The organism is Methylobacterium platani, from assembly GCF_001653715.1.
GTDB classification, from domain to species: Bacteria; Pseudomonadota; Alphaproteobacteria; order Rhizobiales; family Beijerinckiaceae; genus Methylobacterium; species Methylobacterium platani.
In genome coordinates this window covers 51,456-68,450 of record NZ_LWHQ01000043.1, presented here as the reverse complement: position 1 = coordinate 68,450, position 16,995 = coordinate 51,456, and the positions used below count along the sequence as shown (strand labels likewise).

Genomic DNA, 16,995 nt, shown 5'->3' with positions numbered 1-16,995 from the left:
TTCCAGGGACTTCGCGGGGTCCGGTTCTTGCCGGGGTGCGCAGCACGCCCGGCTCTCGCGTTGCGTGGTCCCTCGCCGAACGAAGACCAGTTGAGGATACAGACCATGTCGCGTCGCTGCGAGCTCACCGGTAAGGGGGTGCTCACCGGCCACCTCGTGAGCCACTCGAACCGCAAGACCAAGCGCCGGTTCCTGCCGAACCTGTGCAACGTCACGCTCCTCTCCGACACGCTCGGCCGCTCGGTGCGCCTGCGCGTCTCGGCGAACGCCCTGCGCTCGGTCGAGCACCGCGGCGGCCTCGATGCGTTCCTGATCAAGGCCGGCGAGACCGACCTGTCGCAGAACGCCCGCCTGCTGAAGCGCGAGATCGAGAAGAAGCTCGCCGAGGCGGCCTGATTTCCGGAAGGGGGGTGCTCCGCACCTCCCTGGCCAAGCACGATCGCGAAAAACCCCCGGGCGCCGCAGGCGCATCCGGGGGTTTTTCGTATCGGCGAAAGGCCCCGGCGCCGCCTCGCGACCCGGGAGGAGGGCGGCGCTACCGCCGCCCGCCCGCCGCCATCCGGCGCATCGGCGCCGGGCCGCCATCCTCGTCGAACAATTCGGCCAGCTTCTCGGTCATCACACCGCCGAGCTCCTCGGCGTCGATGATGGTGACGGCCCGGCGGTAGTAGCGGGTGACGTCGTGGCCGATGCCGATGGCGAGCAGCTCCACCGGCGAGCGGGTCTCGATCTCGTCGATCACGTAGCGCAGGTGGCGCTCGAGGTAGTTGCCCGGATTGACCGACAGGGTCGAGTCGTCGACCGGGGCGCCGTCGGAGATCACCATCAGGATGCGGCGCTGCTCGGGCCGGCCGAGCAGGCGCTTGTGGGCCCAGTCCAGGGCCTCGCCGTCGATGTTCTCCTTGAGCAGGCCCTCGCGCATCATCAGGCCGAGGTTCTTGCGTGCCCGGCGCCACGGCGCGTCGGCCGACTTGTAGACGATGTGGCGCAGGTCGTTGAGGCGCCCCGGGGTCGGCGGCTTGCCCGATTGCAGCCACGCCTCGCGCGACTGGCCGCCCTTCCAGGCCCGCGTGGTGAAGCCGAGGATCTCGACCTTGACGCCGCAGCGCTCGAGCGTGCGGGCGAGGATGTCGGCGCAGGTCGCCGCGACCGTGATCGGCCGGCCGCGCATCGAGCCCGAATTGTCGAGGAGCAGGGTGACGACCGTGTCGCGGAAGTTGGTGTCCTTCTCGTGCTTGAACGAGAGCGGCTGATGGGGGTCGATCACGACGCGCACGAGGCGGGCCGGGTCGAGCTGGCCCTCCTCGAGGTCGAATTCCCAGGCGCGGTTCTGCTGCGCCAGCAGGCGGCGCTGCAGGCGGTTCGCCAGGCGCCCGACCACGCCCTGCAGGTGGGCGAGCTGCTTGTCGAGGTACGAGCGCAGGCGCGCCAGCTCGTCGGCGTCGCAGAGGTCCTCGGCGTGGATGACCTCGTCGTATTTCTGCGAGAACACCTTGTAGTCCGGGCCGCGGGGCTCGTTCGCCCGCGGGCCGGGCGGGCGCCACGACTCGGAGGCCTCCTCCGAATCGGCGTCCTCGGCATCCTCCGGCAGCTCGCCGGACGGCGCGTCGGCGGCCTCGGTGGCGCCCTCCTCGATCTCGTCGGAGGCCTCGTCCGAGACCTCCATCTCGGCCCGGTCGCCCTGGCTCTGCTGCTCGGCCTCGCCCTCGCCGGCCTGCTGCTCGTCGGACTCGGCCTCGTTCTCGTCGTCGTTCTCCTCGTCGTCGGGGTCGAGGGGGGCCTCGTCCGCCATGTCGAGGGAGGAGAGCAGGTCGCGCACCGAGCGGGCGAAGGCGCGCTGGTCCTCGATGGTGCCCGTCAGCCCGTCGAGGTTGCGCCCGGCCCGGTCCTCGATGAACTCGCGCCACAGCCCGACGATGCGCTGCGCCGCCTGGGGCGGTGCCTGCCCGGTCAGGCGCTCGCGCACCATCAGGGCGACGGCGTCCTCGAGCGGGGCGTCGGCCCGGTCGGTGATCTCCTCGTACTTGCCGCCGCGGTGGTAGCGGTCCTCCAGCATCGCCGTGAGGTTGCCGGCGACCCCCGCCATCCGGCGCGAGCCGATCGCCTCGACGCGGGCCTGCTCGACGGCGTCGTAGACCGCGCGGGCGGCGGCGTTCTCGGGTGCGAGGCGGCGGTGGACGGCGTTGTCGTGGCAGGCGAGGCGGAGCGCCATCGAATCGGCGTGGCCGCGCAGGATCGCGACGTCGCCGGGGCTGAGCTTGCGCGGCGGCTCGGGCAGGCGCGCCTTGTCGCCGGTGAGCGCCGGCCGGTCGGTCGCGAAGGTGACCTCGATCTCGGCCTTGCGGGCGATCGCCCGCAGCGTCCCGGCCACCGAGCGCTTCAGCGGCTCTGCGACGGACTCGCGCTTCTCGCCGGGCTTGCGGTTGGAGATGGACATGGCGAGGCTACTTCTTCAGCGAGTCGAAGTCGAAGGGGCGATCCAGGAGGTCGTCCCAGGTGTAGGGGCAGGTGCGCGGAAATTCGTCGGACGGGATATGCGTCTCGTTGCTGGCCCAATCGCGCGCGTCTGGGTAGCAGCGCTGCAACGCCTCATCTCGGCGGGGCCGAAGGCTTGGATTGTCCGCCAGCACGTCACGGTAGCGCCGCCGCTGCTCGTTGATCGAGAAGATCCAGCTCGCCGTGCGATGCTCCGGCTGCTGGTCCCATTTGAGCATGTGCATCACGAGCACACGCAGGCAACTGCGCAGCTTGGCGAACTCGCTTCTACCCAAGCTCTCCAGCTCCTCGGCGACGTGCTCCGCATCGACCGTGTCGAGGCAGCCGGCGCGAAGCAGCCTCGCCTGTTCGAGCGCCCAGGCATAGAGGTCATCCTCATAGCGGGCCCGGTCCCGCGACGGCGGCGCTTCGTCGGAACGCAGCTCGCTCAAGACCGGGTCCGCCATCGGGGATCTCCCTTGAGGTCAGCTCAGCGCCACGTTGACCGCGCTCTCGGGCAGCTCCTTGCCGAAGGAGCGCTGGTAGAACTCGGCCACCAGCGACCGCTCCAGCTCGTCGCACTTGTTGAGGAAGGTCACCCGGAAGGCGAAGCCGATGTCGTTGAAGATGTCGGCGTTCTCGGCCCAGGTGATCACCGTGCGCGGGCTCATCACGGTCGACAGGTCGCCGTTGATGAAGGCGTTGCGGGTGAGGTCGGCGACGCGCACCATCTTGTTGACGATGTCGCGCCCGCCTTCGCCGCGGTAATGCGGCGCCTTGGAGAGCACGATGTCGACCTCGCGGTCGTGCGGCAGGTAGTTCAGCGTGGTGACGATCGACCAGCGGTCCATCTGGCCCTGGTTGATCTGCTGGGTGCCGTGATAGAGGCCCGAGGTGTCGCCGAGGCCGACCGTGTTGGCGGTGGCGAACAGGCGGAAGCCGGGATGCGGGCGGATCACCCGCTTCTGGTCGAGGAGCGTCAGGCGGCCCGAGACCTCCAGCACGCGCTGGATCACGAACATCACGTCGGGCCGGCCGGCATCGTACTCGTCGAAGACCAGCGCGACGTTGTTCTGCAGCGCCCAGGGCAGGATGCCGTCCTGGAAGGCGGTGACCTGCTTGCCGTCCTTCAGCACGATCGCGTCCTTGCCGACGAGGTCGATGCGCGAGACGTGGCTGTCGAGGTTGATGCGGATGCAGGGCCAGTTCAGCCGGGCGGCGACCTGCTCGATGTGGGTGGACTTGCCGGTGCCGTGATAGCCGGTGATCATCACCCGGCGGTTGCGGGCGAAGCCGGCCAGGATCGCCAAGGTGGTCTCGCGGTCGAACAGGTAGTCGGGATCGAGATCCGGCACGTGCTCTTCGGTGGCCGAGAAGGCCGGCACCTCGAGGTTCGAATCGATCCCGAACACCTTGCGCACCGAGACGGTCGTGTCCGGGAGTGCGGGTGGCGTATTCTCAGCAAGCATACGGAGCCTCGTCGGGGCAGGCCGACCCGCCATGGGCGATCCTGCGAATGTCGCGACGGCGCGGGGTGACCGGCGGGCGCCGCTTGTCCTTAAGCTGCGGGGGAAGCCGGCGCAAACGTGCCTGACCCGGATATATGGGCGAGGCGTCGCGTTTCGAGCCCCCCTCGCGGCAGATCAGGGATGCGAGATCCGTGCCCCGGGAGCCGGCCGCCCGCAGCGCCCCCCGGCGCGGTCAGCACAGGCCGGCGGCCCGCAGGGTGTCGTGGGCCTTGATGATGTCGCGCAGGCGGTCCTCGAAGGAGCGGTCGCCCCCGTTGGCGTCGGGGTGGAAGCGTTTCACCAGGGCCTTGTACTGCGCCTTGACGGCGGCCGGGTCGGCGCCCTCGTCGAGGCCGAGCACGTCGAGGGCCTTGCGCACGGGGGCGGAGTAGCGCGGCGGCGGCGGCTCGGCCCGGGCGCGGCGCGACGCCGGGCCCGCACCCTCGCCGCGCAGGATGCCGAGGGGATCGACGTAGTCCCAGTCGCGCTGGGTCGCGTCGGGCTTCGCCCCGGGCTTGGCGCCCGGGTTGACGCCCATCGCCCAGGTCGGGCGATGCCCGATCACCGCGTCCTTCTGGTAGGCCTGGACGGCGGCGTCGTTCATCCCGTCGAAGTAGTTGTATGAAGCGTTGTACTCGCGCACGTGTTGCATGCAGAAGCGCCAGTACTGGCCCTCCTGCTTGCGCCCCTTGGGCGCCTTGTGCAGCCCGGGCTGGGTGCAGCCCGGCCGTTCGCAGGCCGGACCCTCGGCCTTCTTCGGCTCGTCGCAGGAGGGCCGGATGCGGATGCGGTCGAACAGGGGCGAGTTCAGATCCATGACGAGGCGATTATGCGGGGCGGGAGGGCGGGCACAAGGGCTCCGGGCCTGATGCCGCAGGCGGAACCGGACGGCTTGACGGGGCATGCCCGCTCCGGCCAGTCACGCCGAAGCAGGTTAAGGACGGGTGCGCGATGAGCCTGGGCGAGTGGATCAGGGCGACGCTTGACGAGCGGCTGGCGCCGGCGGCGCTCAGCGTCGTCGACGAATCACACCAGCATGCCGGCCATTCCGGCTGGCGGGAGGGCGGGGAAACTCACTTCCGTCTCGACGTGGTATCGGCGGCCTTCGAGGGAAAGAGCCGGGTCGAGCGCCACCGCATGGTGAATGCGCTCCTCGACGACGCCTTCGGGCGCGGCTTGCACGCCCTGGCGCTGCGGGCGCGGACGCCGGGCGAGGCGGGATAGGGCGGGCCGCGACCGGCCCGCCCTCCGTCAGGGCCGGAAGCCCTCGAACACCATCTGGTCGGCATGGGCCCGCGCCAGCCTCACCTGGGCCTCGGTGCGGACGGTCCAGGTCATCACAGGCATGCGGCCGAGCAGGCGGCAGAGATGGGTGGCGGCGTTCGGCAGGTCGTCGACGCGCCAGGACAGGAAGTCCGGGCGGCTGTCGGCGAGATGCAGGAGCTGGCCGAGCCCGTGCCGCTCCGCCTCGGTGAGGGAGGCGTAGGCCGGATCGTCGTGGCGGCTCTCGGCGACGATGCCGCGCGGGATCGCCGGGACGAGGCCGGCCAGCGCCCCGACGATCGCCGGATCGAACGACTTCACCGCCACCGGGCCGTCATAGGCCGCGACGATCTCGGCGGTGCGGCGGGCCAGGGCCAGGTCGCCGTCGTGGCGGGTCTTCACCTCGACGATCAGGGGCGTGCGCCCGGCGATCCGCCTCAGGAAGTCCGGCAGCGTCGGGACGGGCTCGCCGCTGCCGAGCACCGTCAGGGCCTTGAGATCGGCCGCGTCGCGCTCGCGCACCAGGCCGTCCGCCCCGGTGAGCCGGCCGAGGCCGGCATCGTGGAACACCATCGCCTCGCCGTCCCGGCTGAGCTGGACGTCGCACTCGATCGCGTAGCCTCCGGCGATCGCGGCCTCCGCCGCCGCGAGCGTGTTCTCGGGGATGCCGGCATGGCGGTCGTGCAGGCCGCGATGGGCGATCGGACGGGCGGTCAGCCAGTCGGGGGCGGAGCGGTCGGGCATGGGTCGGAGCCTGTCTGATCGAGTCTCGAGGTCGAGCCCACCCGCCGCCTCGGGAAGGGGCCGCGGGTGGGGAAGGCCGGACGGCCGGTGCTCAGGCCTCAGCGGACCTCGAACATGCCCTCGACCTCGACCACCGCGTCGAGGGGGAGCTCGGCGACGCCGATGGTCGAGCGGGCGTGGCGGCCGCGCTCGCCCAGGACCTGCACCATCAGGTCGGAGGCGCCGTTCATCACGCCCGCCACCGCCGAGAAGCCCGGCGCCGCGTTGATGAAGCCGCCGAGCCGCAGACAGGACACCACCGCGTCGTCGAGGTTGCCGGCCGCCGCCCGCAGCTGCGCCAGCACGTTGAGTGCGCAGTGCCGCGCGGCCTCCGCCGCCGCCTCCGGCGAGACCTGGGCGCCGACCTTGCCCTTGTGGGCCGGATCGATCTGGCCGTTCGCCCCGAAGGGCAGCTGGCCGGAGATCACCACCAGGTTGCCGCTGCGCTGGAAGCCGAGATAGTTCGCCACCGGTGCCGCGGCCGGCGGCAGGGTGAGGCCGAGCTCCTTCAGGCGGTCGAGGGTCGCGCTCATCTGTCTGGTCTCCCACCAGGCCCGTCCGGGGCAGGACGCCCGCCGGAGCGAGGGCCGGTCCGTCGTCCCGCGGCGCCCCCGCCGCGGCGCGGCCGGGCCCCGGCCGCACGGGGTCTGTGCCTCGAAGGCAATGCGGCCGCAACCCCGGGGGAGGGCAGTTCACGCGGCTATCTCGCCGTCGTCTTCGTGCGACGGCGTTGACAGCGCGCGCTCGTTCCATAGTATCCGCGCGCGCCGCCCTTCGAGGCGGCGCTTTGTTTTCCGGTCGACCGACTCACTCGACCGCGACGGAGACGAGATCGTGACCTCCTCGCTGCTGCCGACCTACGCCCGGGCCAAGGTGTCCTTCGAGCGCGGTGAGGGCGCCTGGCTCGTTGCCCGAGACGGCTCGCGATACCTCGATTTCGGCGCCGGCATCGCGGTCAACTCGGTCGGCCACGGCCACCCGCACCTCGTCGCCGCGCTGACCGAGCAGGCCCAGAAGGTCTGGCACGTCTCGAACCTGTTCGAGGTGCCGGAGGCCGAGCGGCTGGCCCAGCGGCTGACCGAGGCGAGCTTCGCCGACGTGGTGTTCTTCGCCAATTCCGGTGCCGAGGCCAACGAGGCCTGCATCAAGATGGCGCGCAAGTACCACGCCGCCGGCGGCCATCCGGAGCGGTACCGGATCGTCACCTTCGAGGGTGCCTTCCACGGCCGGACGCTCGCCACGATCGCGGCCGGCGGCCAGCAGAAGTACATCGAGGGCTTCGGCCCGAAGGTCGACGGCTTCGACCAGGTGCCCTTCGGCGACCTGGAGGCCCTGAAGGCGGCGATCACCCCCGAGACCGCCGCCCTGATGATCGAGCCGATCCAGGGCGAGGGCGGCCTGCGGGTGGTGCCGCACGAGTGGCTGCGCACCCTGCGCGGCTTGTGCGACGAGCACGGCCTCATGCTGATCATGGACGAGGTCCAGACCGGCATCGGCCGCACCGGCAGGCTCTTCGCCCACGAATGGTCGGGCGTGACGCCGGACATCCTGTCCTCGGCCAAGGGGATCGGCGGCGGCTTCCCGATGGGCGCCTGCCTGGCGACGAGCGAGGCCGCCCGCGGCATGACGGTGGGCACCCACGGCACCACCTTCGGCGGCAACCCGCTCGCCATGGCGGTCGGCAACGCCGTGCTCGACATCGTCCTGGCGCCCGGCTTCCTCGACCACGTCCGGCAGACCGGCCTGCTCCTGAAGCAGCGCCTCGCCGCGCTCAAGGACCGCCACCCCGACGTGATCGACGAATTGCGCGGGGAGGGCCTGATGACGGGCCTGCGCCTCGTCGTCACCAACACCGATTTCGCCGCCGCCGCCCGGGACGAGCACCTCCTGGTGATCCCGGCCGGCGACAACGTCGTGCGCCTCCTGCCCCCGCTGACCATCGGCGAGGACGAGGTGGCCGCGGCGCTCGACAAGCTGGAGGCGGCCTGCGCCGCCATGGAAACGAGGGGCCGGAGGGCCGCCGAGTGATGAATGCGCCCGTGAAGATCGCGCCGGCCCCCCGGCATTTCCTCGACCTGACCGACTTCTCGAAGACCGAGCTGCGCACGGTCCTCGATGCCTGCGCCGAGCTGAAGCGGCGCCGCCGCAAGGGCGAGCCGCCGGCCGAGCGCCCGCTCGCCGGCAAGTTCCTGGCGATGGTGTTCGACAAGCCCTCGACCCGCACCCGCGTCTCGTTCGACGTGGCGATGCGGGAGCTGGGCGGCGAGACCCTGATGCTCACCGGCCGGGAGATGCAGCTCGGCCGCGGCGAGACCGTCGCCGACACCGCCCGGGTCCTGTCGCGCTACGTCGACGCGATCATGATCCGCATCCTCGACCACGGCATGATGCTGGAACTGGCGGAATACGCCACGGTGCCGGTCATCAACGGCCTGACGAAGGAGTCGCACCCGTGCCAGATCATGGCCGACGTGCTGACCTTCGAGGAGCATCGCGGCCCGATCAAGGGCCGCACCGTCGCCTGGTCGGGGGACGCCAACAACGTGCTGGCCTCCTGGGCCCATGCCGCGGCGCGGTTCGACTTCAAGCTCGCCGTCGCCTGCCCGCCCGAGATGCCGGTGCCGGAGAGCCTGATCGCCCGCGCCAAGGCCGAGGGCGCGGAGCTCGCCATCACCGCCGACCCGTTCGAGGCGGTGGCGGGGGCCGACGCGGTCGTGACCGATTGCTGGGTCTCGATGGGCGACGAGGACGAGGCGCACCGCCACAACCTGCTGATGCCCTACCAGGTCAACGGCCGGCTGATGGCGGCGGCGGCCAAGGATGCGGTGTTCATGCACTGCCTGCCGGCCCATCGTGGCGAGGAGGTCACCGCCGAGGTGATCGACGGGCCGCAATCGGTGGTGTTCGACGAGGCCGAGAACCGGCTCCACGCCCAGAAGGGCATCCTGGCCTGGTGCCTCGGCGCCGTCCTCTGACGATCTCCTCCGGGCGATAACCCCTTCGAAAACATCGCCCGGACCTCCATATAGCGGGATACGCCGGTCTCTCGCCGCGGCGTCTCCCGCTCCCCGCTCCGCCTGCCCGCGTCCCGCGAGGCCTCAGCGTTGCGGCTCGCGCGGAAGGCCCCTCGCCGGGAGACCTTCCTGATCGTGCGCGAGAGCCGGCCTTCAGCCTTGCCGGCGGCGGTGAGAGCATGTCCGACACTTCTTCCCCCCAGAGCCCGGCCGCCGAGGGCCGTGACGACGCGATCCTGCCCTTCGCGGTCGAGCCCCTCGACGTGCGCGGCCGCGTCGTGCGTCTCGGCCCCTCCGTCGACACGATCCTGCGCCGGCACGGCTACCCCGACACGGTGGCGCGGCTCCTCGGCGAGGCCGCGGCGCTGACGGTGCTGCTCGGCTCCTCGCTCAAGTTCGAGGGCCGGTTCCAGCTCCAGACCAAGTCCGACGGACCGGTCGACATGGTGGTGGTCGACTTCGAGGCGCCCGACCGGGTGCGGGCCACCGCCCGCTTCGATGCCGGCCGCGTCGCCGAGGCCGGTCCGCGGGCCGGCACCGCCGGGCTCCTCGGGCACGGCCACCTCGCGATGACGATCGACCAGGGCTCGGCCCAGAGCCGCTACCAGGGCGTCGTCGCGCTCGAGGGCCAGGGCTTCGAGGAGGCGGCGCACCAGTATTTCCGCCAGTCGGAGCAGATCCCGACCCGGGTGCGCCTGGCCGTCGCCGAGAAGGTCGAGGGCGGGGGCGAGGCCGGGAGCCAGTCCTGGCGCGCGGGCGGCCTGCTGATGCAGTTCCTGCCGCACTCGCCCGAGCGCGCCCGTCTCGCCGACCTGCCGCCCGGCGACCTGCCCGAGGGCCACGCCCTCCTCGACGACAGCGCGACGCGGGAGGACGATGCCTGGGTCGAGGCCAAGTCCCTGGTCGCGACGATCGAGGACCACGAACTCGTCGACCCGACCGTGTCGAGCGAGCGTCTGCTCTACCGCCTGTTCCACGAGCGCGGCGTGCGGGTGTACGAGGCGCAAGGCGTCCACGAGGCCTGCCGCTGCTCGCGCGAGCGGGTGATGGGCATGATCCGCAACTTCTCCGCGGAGGAGCGGCGCGAGATCGTCGGCGACGACGGCCGCATCGGCATCACCTGCGAGTTCTGCTCGCGCCACTACGACCTCGATCCGTCCGAAGTGGAGGCCGAGATCGTCGGCGGCGCCGGGGGCTGACCCTCCGGCGGGCCCCCGGCCCGACGCCGGGAAAAGGACGGGCGCGACGGAACTTTTCGCATCGCAACCGACTCATCAAGCGCCCGAGCGTGTCGGGCGCCTGATGCCGGAGCCGTCGATGTCCCGCCCCCTCCTCGCCGCCGCGTTCCTCCTCGTCGCCGGCGTCAGCGCCGCAGCGGCGCAGGATGCGAGCGGCCCCAAGAGCGGTCCCACGCCCGTGCCCGGCACGCCCGCGACGCTCGCCAACGACCTGCGGCCGACCTTCGTGGCGCAGGAGCCGAGCGACCTCATGGCCTCGAAGATGATCGGCCAGAGCATCGTGAACGGCGCCAACGAGACCATCGGCTCGGTGGCCGACATCGTGCTCGGGCCGGATCTCGCCGTGAAGTCCTACGTCGTCGGCGTCGGCGGCTTCCTCGGCCTCGGCACCAAGTACGTCTCGGTCGCCAGGGAGGCGCTGCAGGTCACCCGGGTCGACGACAAGACCTTGAAGGCGGTGATCAACACCGACAAGGACCAGCTCCGCGCCGCGCCGGAATACGTCTATCTCGGCCAGCAGCCCCCGAAGGCCGACGCCGCCAAGACGAGCGACGCTGCCAAGACGAGCGATACCGGTAAGACCGACGTGCCGGCGGCCACCGGCACCACCACGACCCAGCCGGCCCAGAAGTAGGGAGATCCGCTCTGGCGGGACGGCGGCGTGCGTGGCACGCTGCCGTCCGGTTCACCGCCGGACACCCGCCTTGCCCCTCGACCTCTATCTCGGCTTCGTCGCCGCCACGATCGTCCTGATCCTGATCCCGGGGCCGAACGTCGCCCTGATCGTCGCCAACAGCGTGGCCCATGGCGGCCGCTACGGGCTCGTCACGGTGGCGGGGACCAGCGTGGCGCTCACCGTTCAGCTCGCCCTCACGGTCGCCGGCCTGTCGGCGATGCTGAGCATCATGGCGACGTGGTTCGAGGTGCTGCGCTGGCTCGGCGTCGCCTATCTGCTCTGGCTCGGGATCAAGGCCTGGCGCGCGCCCGCGATCGATCTGGCGACGACCGCGCCGGAGCCGCGCGCCGCGCGGGCGATCGCGCTGCGCGGCTTCCTCGTGGCGCTGACCAACCCGAAGACGCTTTTGTTCTTCGGCGCCTTCCTGCCCCAGTTCGTCAGCCGCGACGCCGCGCCCCTCGGGCAGTTCGCGCTCCTGGCCGGGACCTTCCTGGTGCTGGCGATCGTCTTCGATACCGTCTGGGCGCTGGCGGCGGGCCGGGCGCGGGCCGTGCTGGCGCGCGGGCGCTGGCGCAACCGGGTCACGGGAGGGCTGCTGCTCGGGGCCGGCCTGGGACTGGCGCTGGCGCGGCGGCCGTGAGTTTTGTGGAATCTCGGAGTTTTCGGAAGCGGAGTTCGTCCTCCCTCCCGTGTGGGAGGGAGGTCATGGATCGGGGGTAACACGCCTCCGTGTGAATCCTGGAGCCTGTTCGACCCGATCTTCCAACGCCAGCGGCTGCAGATCCCGGGTTCTTGCCTTCGGCGAGCCCCGGGATGACACAGGGTGTTGTTGGTACGTGCGCCAAATCGACTGAACCCGAAAGTCAAACAGGCTCTCAGGCCGGCGCGTCGCCAGCACCGCGATCAGAGCTTTGCCCCGGGGCGATCCGCCTCCGCGCGATCGGGTCTTGATCCGAAGCCCGTCGCGAACCCCGGTCGGTCGCCCTCACACCGGGCTCCATCCCGCCGCGCAATCCCGCACCAGCTGGCGCAGGAACGCTTCCCCCGCCTCCAGCGCCGCGAGCGTGATGTACTCGTCGGGCTGGTGCGCCTGGTCGATCGAGCCCGGGCCGCAGACGACCGTCGGCAGGCCGGCGAGCTGGAAGCGGCCGGCTTCGGTGGCGTAGGGCACCGTGATGGTGTGGTTGCGGCCGGCCAGTCGCAGGGCCAGGCGCTCGGCCGGGGAGCCCGGCTCGGGCGCGAGGCCCGGCACCGCGGCGTCCTCCTCGGTCTCGATATGGCCGTAGGCGCCGAAGCGGTTGAGGCGCTCGCGGGTCACGCGCTCGACGTCCGTCGCGAACAGCGCCGGGATCTCGTCGCGGGGCAGGTCCGGCAGGCCGCGGAACTCCCACTGGAACTCGCAGACCTTCGGCAGGATGTTGCGGGCGGTGCCGCCGCCGATCACCCCGACATGGACGGTGGTGTAGCCCGGATCGAAGCGGCCGCCGGCATCGCCCCGCGTCGCCATCTGGTCGGCGATGCGGTTGAGGCCCGCCACCAGCTCGGCCGCCGCCATCACGGCGTTGGCGCCCAGCGCCGGCTTCGAGGAATGCGCCTCGTGGCCGTGGACGGTGGTGCGGTAGGTGTAGATGCTCTTGTGGGCGTCGGCGACCTCGAGGTCGGTCGGCTCGCCCACGATCACCGCGCCCGGCCGCGGCAGGTCCTGGCCGAAACGGGCGATCACGTCGGCGACGCCGAGGCAGGTCAGCTCCTCGTCGTAGGAGAGCAGGATGTGGATCGGCGTCTTGAGGTCGGCCGCCAGCATCTCCGGCACGAGCGCGAGGCAGAGCGCGTCGAAGCCCTTCATGTCGACGGCGCCGCGGCCATAGGCCCGGCCGTCGGCGATGCGCAGGGTGTAGGGGTCGCTGGTCCAGCTCTGGCCGGCCACCGGTACCACGTCGGTATGGCCCGACAGCACCACGCCGCCGTCCCGCATCGGCCCGATGGTCGCGAACAGCGCCGCCTTGTCGCCGGCCTCGTTGGGGGCGATCACGTAGGGAACGCCCCAGGCGTCGAGATACTCCGCCACCCAGCGGATCAGCGGCAGGTTCGACTTCTGGCTCTCGGTGTCGAAGGAGACCAGCCGGGCGAGGAGTTCGAGCGGGGTCAGGCGGGGGCCGGTCTGGGTCATCGGGGCGGGCTGTCTCGCGCGGGAGGGAGGTCCCGCTCTTAGCCCAAGCCTCCGATTCTCGACAGCCGCACCGGCGCAACCGGCCCCAGATGCCGGAGCACGGGTGTGTTAGTGCATCACCCGGCGGACATGCGGCGAATCGAGCGAGAAGGCGGGGATCGCCGCCTCGAAGCTGCGGCCGTCCGGGGTCGCCATGGTGTAGGTGCCCTCCATCGTGCCGTCCGGCGTCGTGAGGGGGCAGCCGCTGGTGTAGCTGAACGACTCGCCGGGCCCGAGCACCGGCTGCTTGCCGACCACGCCGGCGCCGCGCACCTCCTGCATCTCGCCGCGACCGTCGACGATGCGCCAGTGGCGGGAGCGCAGCTGGACCTGCTCGCTGCCGTTGTTGGTGATCTCCACCGTATAGGCGAAGAAGTAGCGTCCGCTGTCGGGAGAGGATTCCTCCTCGACGAAGCGCGGCTGCACGGACACGCTGATGCCGTGGGTCTCGGCCTTGTACATCAGGGAACCTCCGCTGGCGGCCCGCGCGCAAGCGCGACGGCCGACGGGGGTCGTGGTACGTCCGGCCTCCCGGATCGTCAATCGCCGGCGGTCACGGTCGGTCATCCTGCACGAGGCGCTCCACCCGGTCATGAGGCTTCTCCACTCGTCCACAGGGCTCGCGGCCGCCGCGGCCCTGGCCCTGCATGCCGACCTCCTCGCGCTCGCCCTTCTCGCCGCCTGGGCCGGGTCGCTGCTGCTCGCCGGGCAACGGGGGGAGGGGCCCTGGATCCGCGTGGCGCTCGCCCTCGCGCTCGCCTGGCGCGCGCCCGGCGGACCGGCGGCGGCGCTCATCGCCGCGCTCCTCGTCGAGGTCGCGGTGGCGCGGCTGACCGCCGTGTCGGCGGCCCGGACGGGAACCGCGCTCCCCGGCGCGGACCTGCACTCGCTGATCCTCGCGGGGGGCAGGGGCGCCGACCTCGTCGCGGGCGCCGCCTTCGCCGCCCTGCTCCTGTGGCCGGACCGGCTGCCGGTGATCGCCTCGGCGCTCGCCGGCCTCACCGCCATGGGGGCGATCGCCCGGGCGAGCCTCGCATTCGCGGTGATGCGGGGCGCGCGCGACGAGGCGTGACGCTCTTCACGCCATCGAAACCCTGGCCTACGACAAGAGGGCATCGAGGATGGGTTGGGTCATGGTGCAGCTCGAGGACGGGATTCAATCGGCGGAGAGCATCGCAGGCCTCGCCGCCGCCGGGGTGATCCGGCCCGCGGCGCCGTTCGCAGACGACCAGATCCAGCCGGCGAGCCTCGACCTGCGCCTCGGCGCCCGGGCCTGGCGCGTGCGCGCGAGCTTCCTGCCGGGCCGCACCCGCGACGTCGCCGCCTGCCTCGACAAGCTCAAGCTGCACGAGATCGACCTGCGCCAGGGCGCGGTGCTGGAGACCGGCTGCGTCTACATCGCCGAGCTGCAGGAGGGCCTGGCGCTGCCGCCGGACCTCGCGGCGAGCGCCAACCCTAAAAGCTCGACCGGGCGCATCGACGTGTTCACCCGCGTCATCACCGACCAGGCGCGGGAATTCGACATGGTCGAGGCCGGCTATGCCGGGCCGCTCTTTGCCGAGATCTCGCCGCGCACCTTCCCGGTGCTGGTGCGCACCGGCTCGCGCCTGTCGCAGCTGCGCTTCCGCCGCGGCGCGGTGCGGCTCGACGATGCGGCCCTGGCGCGGCTGCACGCCACGACGCCGCTGGTCGATGCCGCCGATCCCTCGTTCCAGGGCGGCGTCGCGGTCTCGGTCGACCTGTCGGGCTTCGACGGGCTGATCGGCTACCGCGCCAAGCGCCATACCGGCCTCGTCGACGTCGACCGGCCCCGCGCCTACCCGGCGGCCGAGTTCTGGGAGCCCCTGCGCACCGACGGCTCCGGCACGCTGATCCTCGATCCGGGCCAGTTCTACATCCTGGCCTCGAAGGAATCGGTGCAGGTGCCGCCGGACTTCGCCGCCGAGATGGTGCCGTTCGATCCCCTGGTCGGCGAGTTCCGGGTCCATTACGCCGGCTTCTTCGATCCCGGCTTCGGCCATGCCGAGGCCGGCGGCAGCGGCGCCCGCGCGGTGCTGGAGGTGCGCTCGCGCGACGTCCCGTTCATGCTCGAGGACGGCCAGATCGTCGGCCGCCTCGTCTACGAGCGCATGGCCCGGCGGCCCGCCGCCCTCTACGGCAGCGCCGCCGGCTCGAACTACCAGGCGCAGGGCCTGAAGCTCTCGAAGCACTTCGTCTGAAGGGACGAGGCTGCGACGACGGGCGCCGATCACACGGGCTCCGCGACCGCCGCCGGCGCGGCCTCTCCCGCCGGACGGGCCGGCGGCACCAGCAGGGTCAGCAGGGCCCCGAGCAGGCCGAGCCCGGCCAGGATCCCGAAGATCGTCTCGAGCGCGAAGCCGCCGCCCGCCAGGACCCCTCCGAGGATCGGGCCGCCGACGCCGCCCAGCCGACCGAATCCCGCGCACCACGCCACCCCGGCGCTGCGCACGTTGGTCCGGTAGTAGTTGGCCACGAGGCCGTAGAGCAGCGTCTGGGTCCCGCTCGTCCCCATGCCGACCAGGGCGACGATGGCGAGCAGCACGCCGAGGGATAAGCCGAGCGTCAGGAGCAGGATCGCCACGGCGCCGATGGCGAAGCAGGCCGCGACCGCGAGCTTGGCGCCGAACAGGTCGGCCACCTTCGATCCGAGCAGCGCGCCGAGCACCGCGCCGCCGTTGAGCACCACCAGGAAGGACAGCGAGCCGCGGGCGTCGAACCCGGCCCGCAGCATCAGCTCGGGCAGCCAGGTGTTGAGCGAGTAGACCAGCATCAGGCCGGTGGCGCTCATCAGGCCGAGGAGCAGGGTCGGGAGCGGATAGGCACCGAACAGGCCCGCCCAGCCGGCCCGGCCCGCCGCCTTCGCGTCCTCGGTGGGCGCGGTCGGGGCCGGCACCGCGAGCCCGGTCCGCTCGGCGATCGTCCGCGCCTCGTCCAGCCGTCCGCGTGCCGCGAGCCACGCCACCGATTCCGGCATCCGGAGTTGGGCCAGCGGCAGCAGCGTCACCAGCGGCAGGGCGCCGATCCAGAACAGGCCGCGCCAGCCGATCGCCTGCATCAGGACGATCGCCAGGGCGGCGGCCAGCAGGCTGCCGAGCGGCACGCCCGAATACACGATGGCGTTGCACAGGTTCTTGCGGCCCTTCGGGGCGAATTCCGAGACCAGGGCGGCGGTGGTCGCCACCAGCGCGCCGACGCCGAGGCCGGTGAGGAAGCGCATCAGCCCGAAGGCGGCCGTGCTGCCGGTCATCGCCGTGGCGGCCATGCCGACCGAGAACCACCCATAGGCGACCAGCATCACCTTGCGGCGCCCGACGATGTCGCCGACCGAGCCGGCGAGGAGCGCGCCGACCAGCACGCCGAGGAGCGCGTAGCTGCCGAGCTGTCCGGCGAGGGCAGGCGTCACCACGCCGAGCTGCGTCGGGTCGCGCAGGAAGGTCGACACGCAGGTGCCGTAGATGACGAGGTCGTAGCCGTCGAAGATCAGCCCGACGAGGGCGAGACTCATCACCCAGAGGATGGTGCGGAATTGCTTGGCCTCGCGGCCGGGATCGGGTGTGGCCGGCAGGGGTGTCATGGCGCGTTTCCTCTTTCGTGATGCGTTGTTTTGGTCGAACTATCCGTTCGACGTGCTCGACGATTCCGAGAGCCGTCGATTGGCTTGAATGAATTCATACGCTCTGCGTCGTCATGGGGCCGCACGGCGGAACCCGGGATCGACAAATGCTGACATTGCAGAAGAAATCACACCGTAGCCCGCCGCATCCGGTGTTCATCGATTATGAATCCCGAGTTCTGCCGTCGGCGAATC

The 16,995-nt window shown here is 71.6% G+C and carries 18 protein-coding genes; 9 read left to right on the top strand and 9 right to left on the bottom strand.

Annotation, left to right across the window (positions count from 1 at the left end; genetic code table 11):
- Positions 1 to 105: 105 nt before the first annotated feature.
- The gene (gene rpmB / locus A5481_RS21390; RefSeq protein WP_048434774.1) at positions 106 to 396 is read left to right on the top strand and encodes a 50S ribosomal protein L28; all 291 of its coding nucleotides are present in this window, start codon (positions 106 to 108) and stop codon (positions 394 to 396) included.
- A 139-nt stretch (positions 397 to 535) separates the two neighbouring features.
- Here the strand turns inward: rpmB and cobT are convergent, their stop codons facing one another.
- The 4 genes from cobT to A5481_RS21370 form a co-directional block, all read right to left on the bottom strand.
- A complete protein-coding gene (cobT, locus tag A5481_RS21385) occupies positions 536 to 2,437 on the bottom strand; it encodes a cobaltochelatase subunit CobT (RefSeq protein ID WP_048434773.1) in 1,902 nt (633 codons plus the stop codon).
- 7 nt (positions 2,438 to 2,444) lie between these two features.
- Complete coding sequence (locus tag A5481_RS21380) at positions 2,445 to 2,942, bottom strand: DUF29 domain-containing protein (RefSeq protein WP_048434772.1); 498 nt, start codon at positions 2,940 to 2,942, stop codon at positions 2,445 to 2,447.
- Positions 2,943 to 2,960: 18 nt separating this feature from the next.
- Positions 2,961 to 3,944: a cobaltochelatase subunit CobS gene (gene cobS / locus A5481_RS21375; protein WP_048434771.1), complete on the bottom strand. Its 984-nt coding sequence runs from the start codon at positions 3,942 to 3,944 to the stop codon at positions 2,961 to 2,963.
- Between the two features lie 232 nt (positions 3,945 to 4,176).
- Complete coding sequence (locus tag A5481_RS21370) at positions 4,177 to 4,800, bottom strand: J domain-containing protein (protein WP_064504285.1); 624 nt, start codon at positions 4,798 to 4,800, stop codon at positions 4,177 to 4,179.
- A 134-nt stretch (positions 4,801 to 4,934) separates the two neighbouring features.
- On the opposite strand from A5481_RS21370, the gene A5481_RS21365 reads away from it, so the two are divergent.
- A complete protein-coding gene (locus A5481_RS21365) occupies positions 4,935 to 5,207 on the top strand; it encodes a BolA family protein (protein WP_064504284.1) in 273 nt (90 codons plus the stop codon).
- 27 nt (positions 5,208 to 5,234) lie between these two features.
- On the opposite strand, the gene A5481_RS21360 is transcribed toward A5481_RS21365, so the two are convergent.
- Together A5481_RS21360 and A5481_RS21355 are read right to left on the bottom strand one after the other, a co-directional pair.
- Positions 5,235 to 5,990, bottom strand: coding sequence for a glycerophosphodiester phosphodiesterase family protein (locus A5481_RS21360; RefSeq protein WP_064504283.1), 756 nt, complete (start codon positions 5,988 to 5,990; stop codon positions 5,235 to 5,237).
- Positions 5,991 to 6,088: 98 nt separating this feature from the next.
- On the bottom strand, positions 6,089 to 6,562 hold the full coding sequence (locus A5481_RS21355) for a RidA family protein (RefSeq protein ID WP_048434838.1): 474 nt from the start codon (positions 6,560 to 6,562) through the stop codon (positions 6,089 to 6,091).
- Between the two features lie 301 nt (positions 6,563 to 6,863).
- On the opposite strand from A5481_RS21355, the gene A5481_RS21350 reads away from it, so the two are divergent.
- The 5 genes from A5481_RS21350 (at position 6,864) to A5481_RS21330 (ending at position 11,597) form a co-directional block, all read left to right on the top strand.
- Entirely contained in the window at positions 6,864 to 8,057 is a 1,194-nt protein-coding gene (locus tag A5481_RS21350; RefSeq protein WP_048434839.1) for an aspartate aminotransferase family protein, read from the top strand.
- Entirely contained in the window at positions 8,057 to 9,004 is a 948-nt protein-coding gene (argF, locus tag A5481_RS21345; protein ID WP_048434840.1) for an ornithine carbamoyltransferase, read from the top strand. Before A5481_RS21350 ends, argF begins: the two co-directional genes overlap by 1 nt.
- Before the next feature lie 218 nt (positions 9,005 to 9,222).
- On the top strand, positions 9,223 to 10,242 hold the full coding sequence (locus A5481_RS21340; RefSeq protein ID WP_048434841.1) for an Hsp33 family molecular chaperone: 1,020 nt from the start codon (positions 9,223 to 9,225) through the stop codon (positions 10,240 to 10,242).
- 118 nt (positions 10,243 to 10,360) lie between these two features.
- Complete coding sequence (locus A5481_RS21335) at positions 10,361 to 10,915, top strand: PRC-barrel domain-containing protein (RefSeq protein WP_048434857.1); 555 nt, start codon at positions 10,361 to 10,363, stop codon at positions 10,913 to 10,915.
- 70 nt (positions 10,916 to 10,985) lie between these two features.
- Positions 10,986 to 11,597 carry a LysE family translocator gene (locus tag A5481_RS21330; protein ID WP_048434842.1) on the top strand — a complete coding sequence of 204 codons (612 nt, stop codon included), beginning with the start codon at positions 10,986 to 10,988 and terminating at the stop codon, positions 11,595 to 11,597.
- 345 nt (positions 11,598 to 11,942) lie between these two features.
- On the opposite strand, the gene argE is transcribed toward A5481_RS21330, so the two are convergent.
- Complete coding sequence (gene argE, locus A5481_RS21325) at positions 11,943 to 13,127, bottom strand: acetylornithine deacetylase (RefSeq protein ID WP_048434843.1); 1,185 nt, start codon at positions 13,125 to 13,127, stop codon at positions 11,943 to 11,945.
- 108 nt (positions 13,128 to 13,235) lie between these two features.
- Positions 13,236 to 13,628, bottom strand: a complete 393-nt coding sequence (gene apaG, locus A5481_RS21320) for a Co2+/Mg2+ efflux protein ApaG (RefSeq protein WP_048434844.1) — start codon at positions 13,626 to 13,628, stop codon at positions 13,236 to 13,238.
- Positions 13,629 to 13,758: 130 nt separating this feature from the next.
- On the opposite strand from apaG, the gene A5481_RS21315 reads away from it, so the two are divergent.
- Together A5481_RS21315 and A5481_RS21310 are read left to right on the top strand one after the other, a co-directional pair.
- Positions 13,759 to 14,238: a hypothetical protein gene (locus A5481_RS21315; protein ID WP_053082413.1), complete on the top strand. Its 480-nt coding sequence runs from the start codon at positions 13,759 to 13,761 to the stop codon at positions 14,236 to 14,238.
- Between the two features lie 61 nt (positions 14,239 to 14,299).
- On the top strand, positions 14,300 to 15,385 hold the full coding sequence (locus A5481_RS21310; protein WP_048434845.1) for a 2'-deoxycytidine 5'-triphosphate deaminase: 1,086 nt from the start codon (positions 14,300 to 14,302) through the stop codon (positions 15,383 to 15,385).
- A gap of 29 nt (positions 15,386 to 15,414) precedes the next feature.
- On the opposite strand, the gene A5481_RS21305 is transcribed toward A5481_RS21310, so the two are convergent.
- Positions 15,415 to 16,761 carry an MFS transporter gene (locus tag A5481_RS21305; RefSeq protein ID WP_048434846.1) on the bottom strand — a complete coding sequence of 449 codons (1,347 nt, stop codon included), beginning with the start codon at positions 16,759 to 16,761 and terminating at the stop codon, positions 15,415 to 15,417.
- Positions 16,762 to 16,995: the final 234 nt, after the last annotated feature.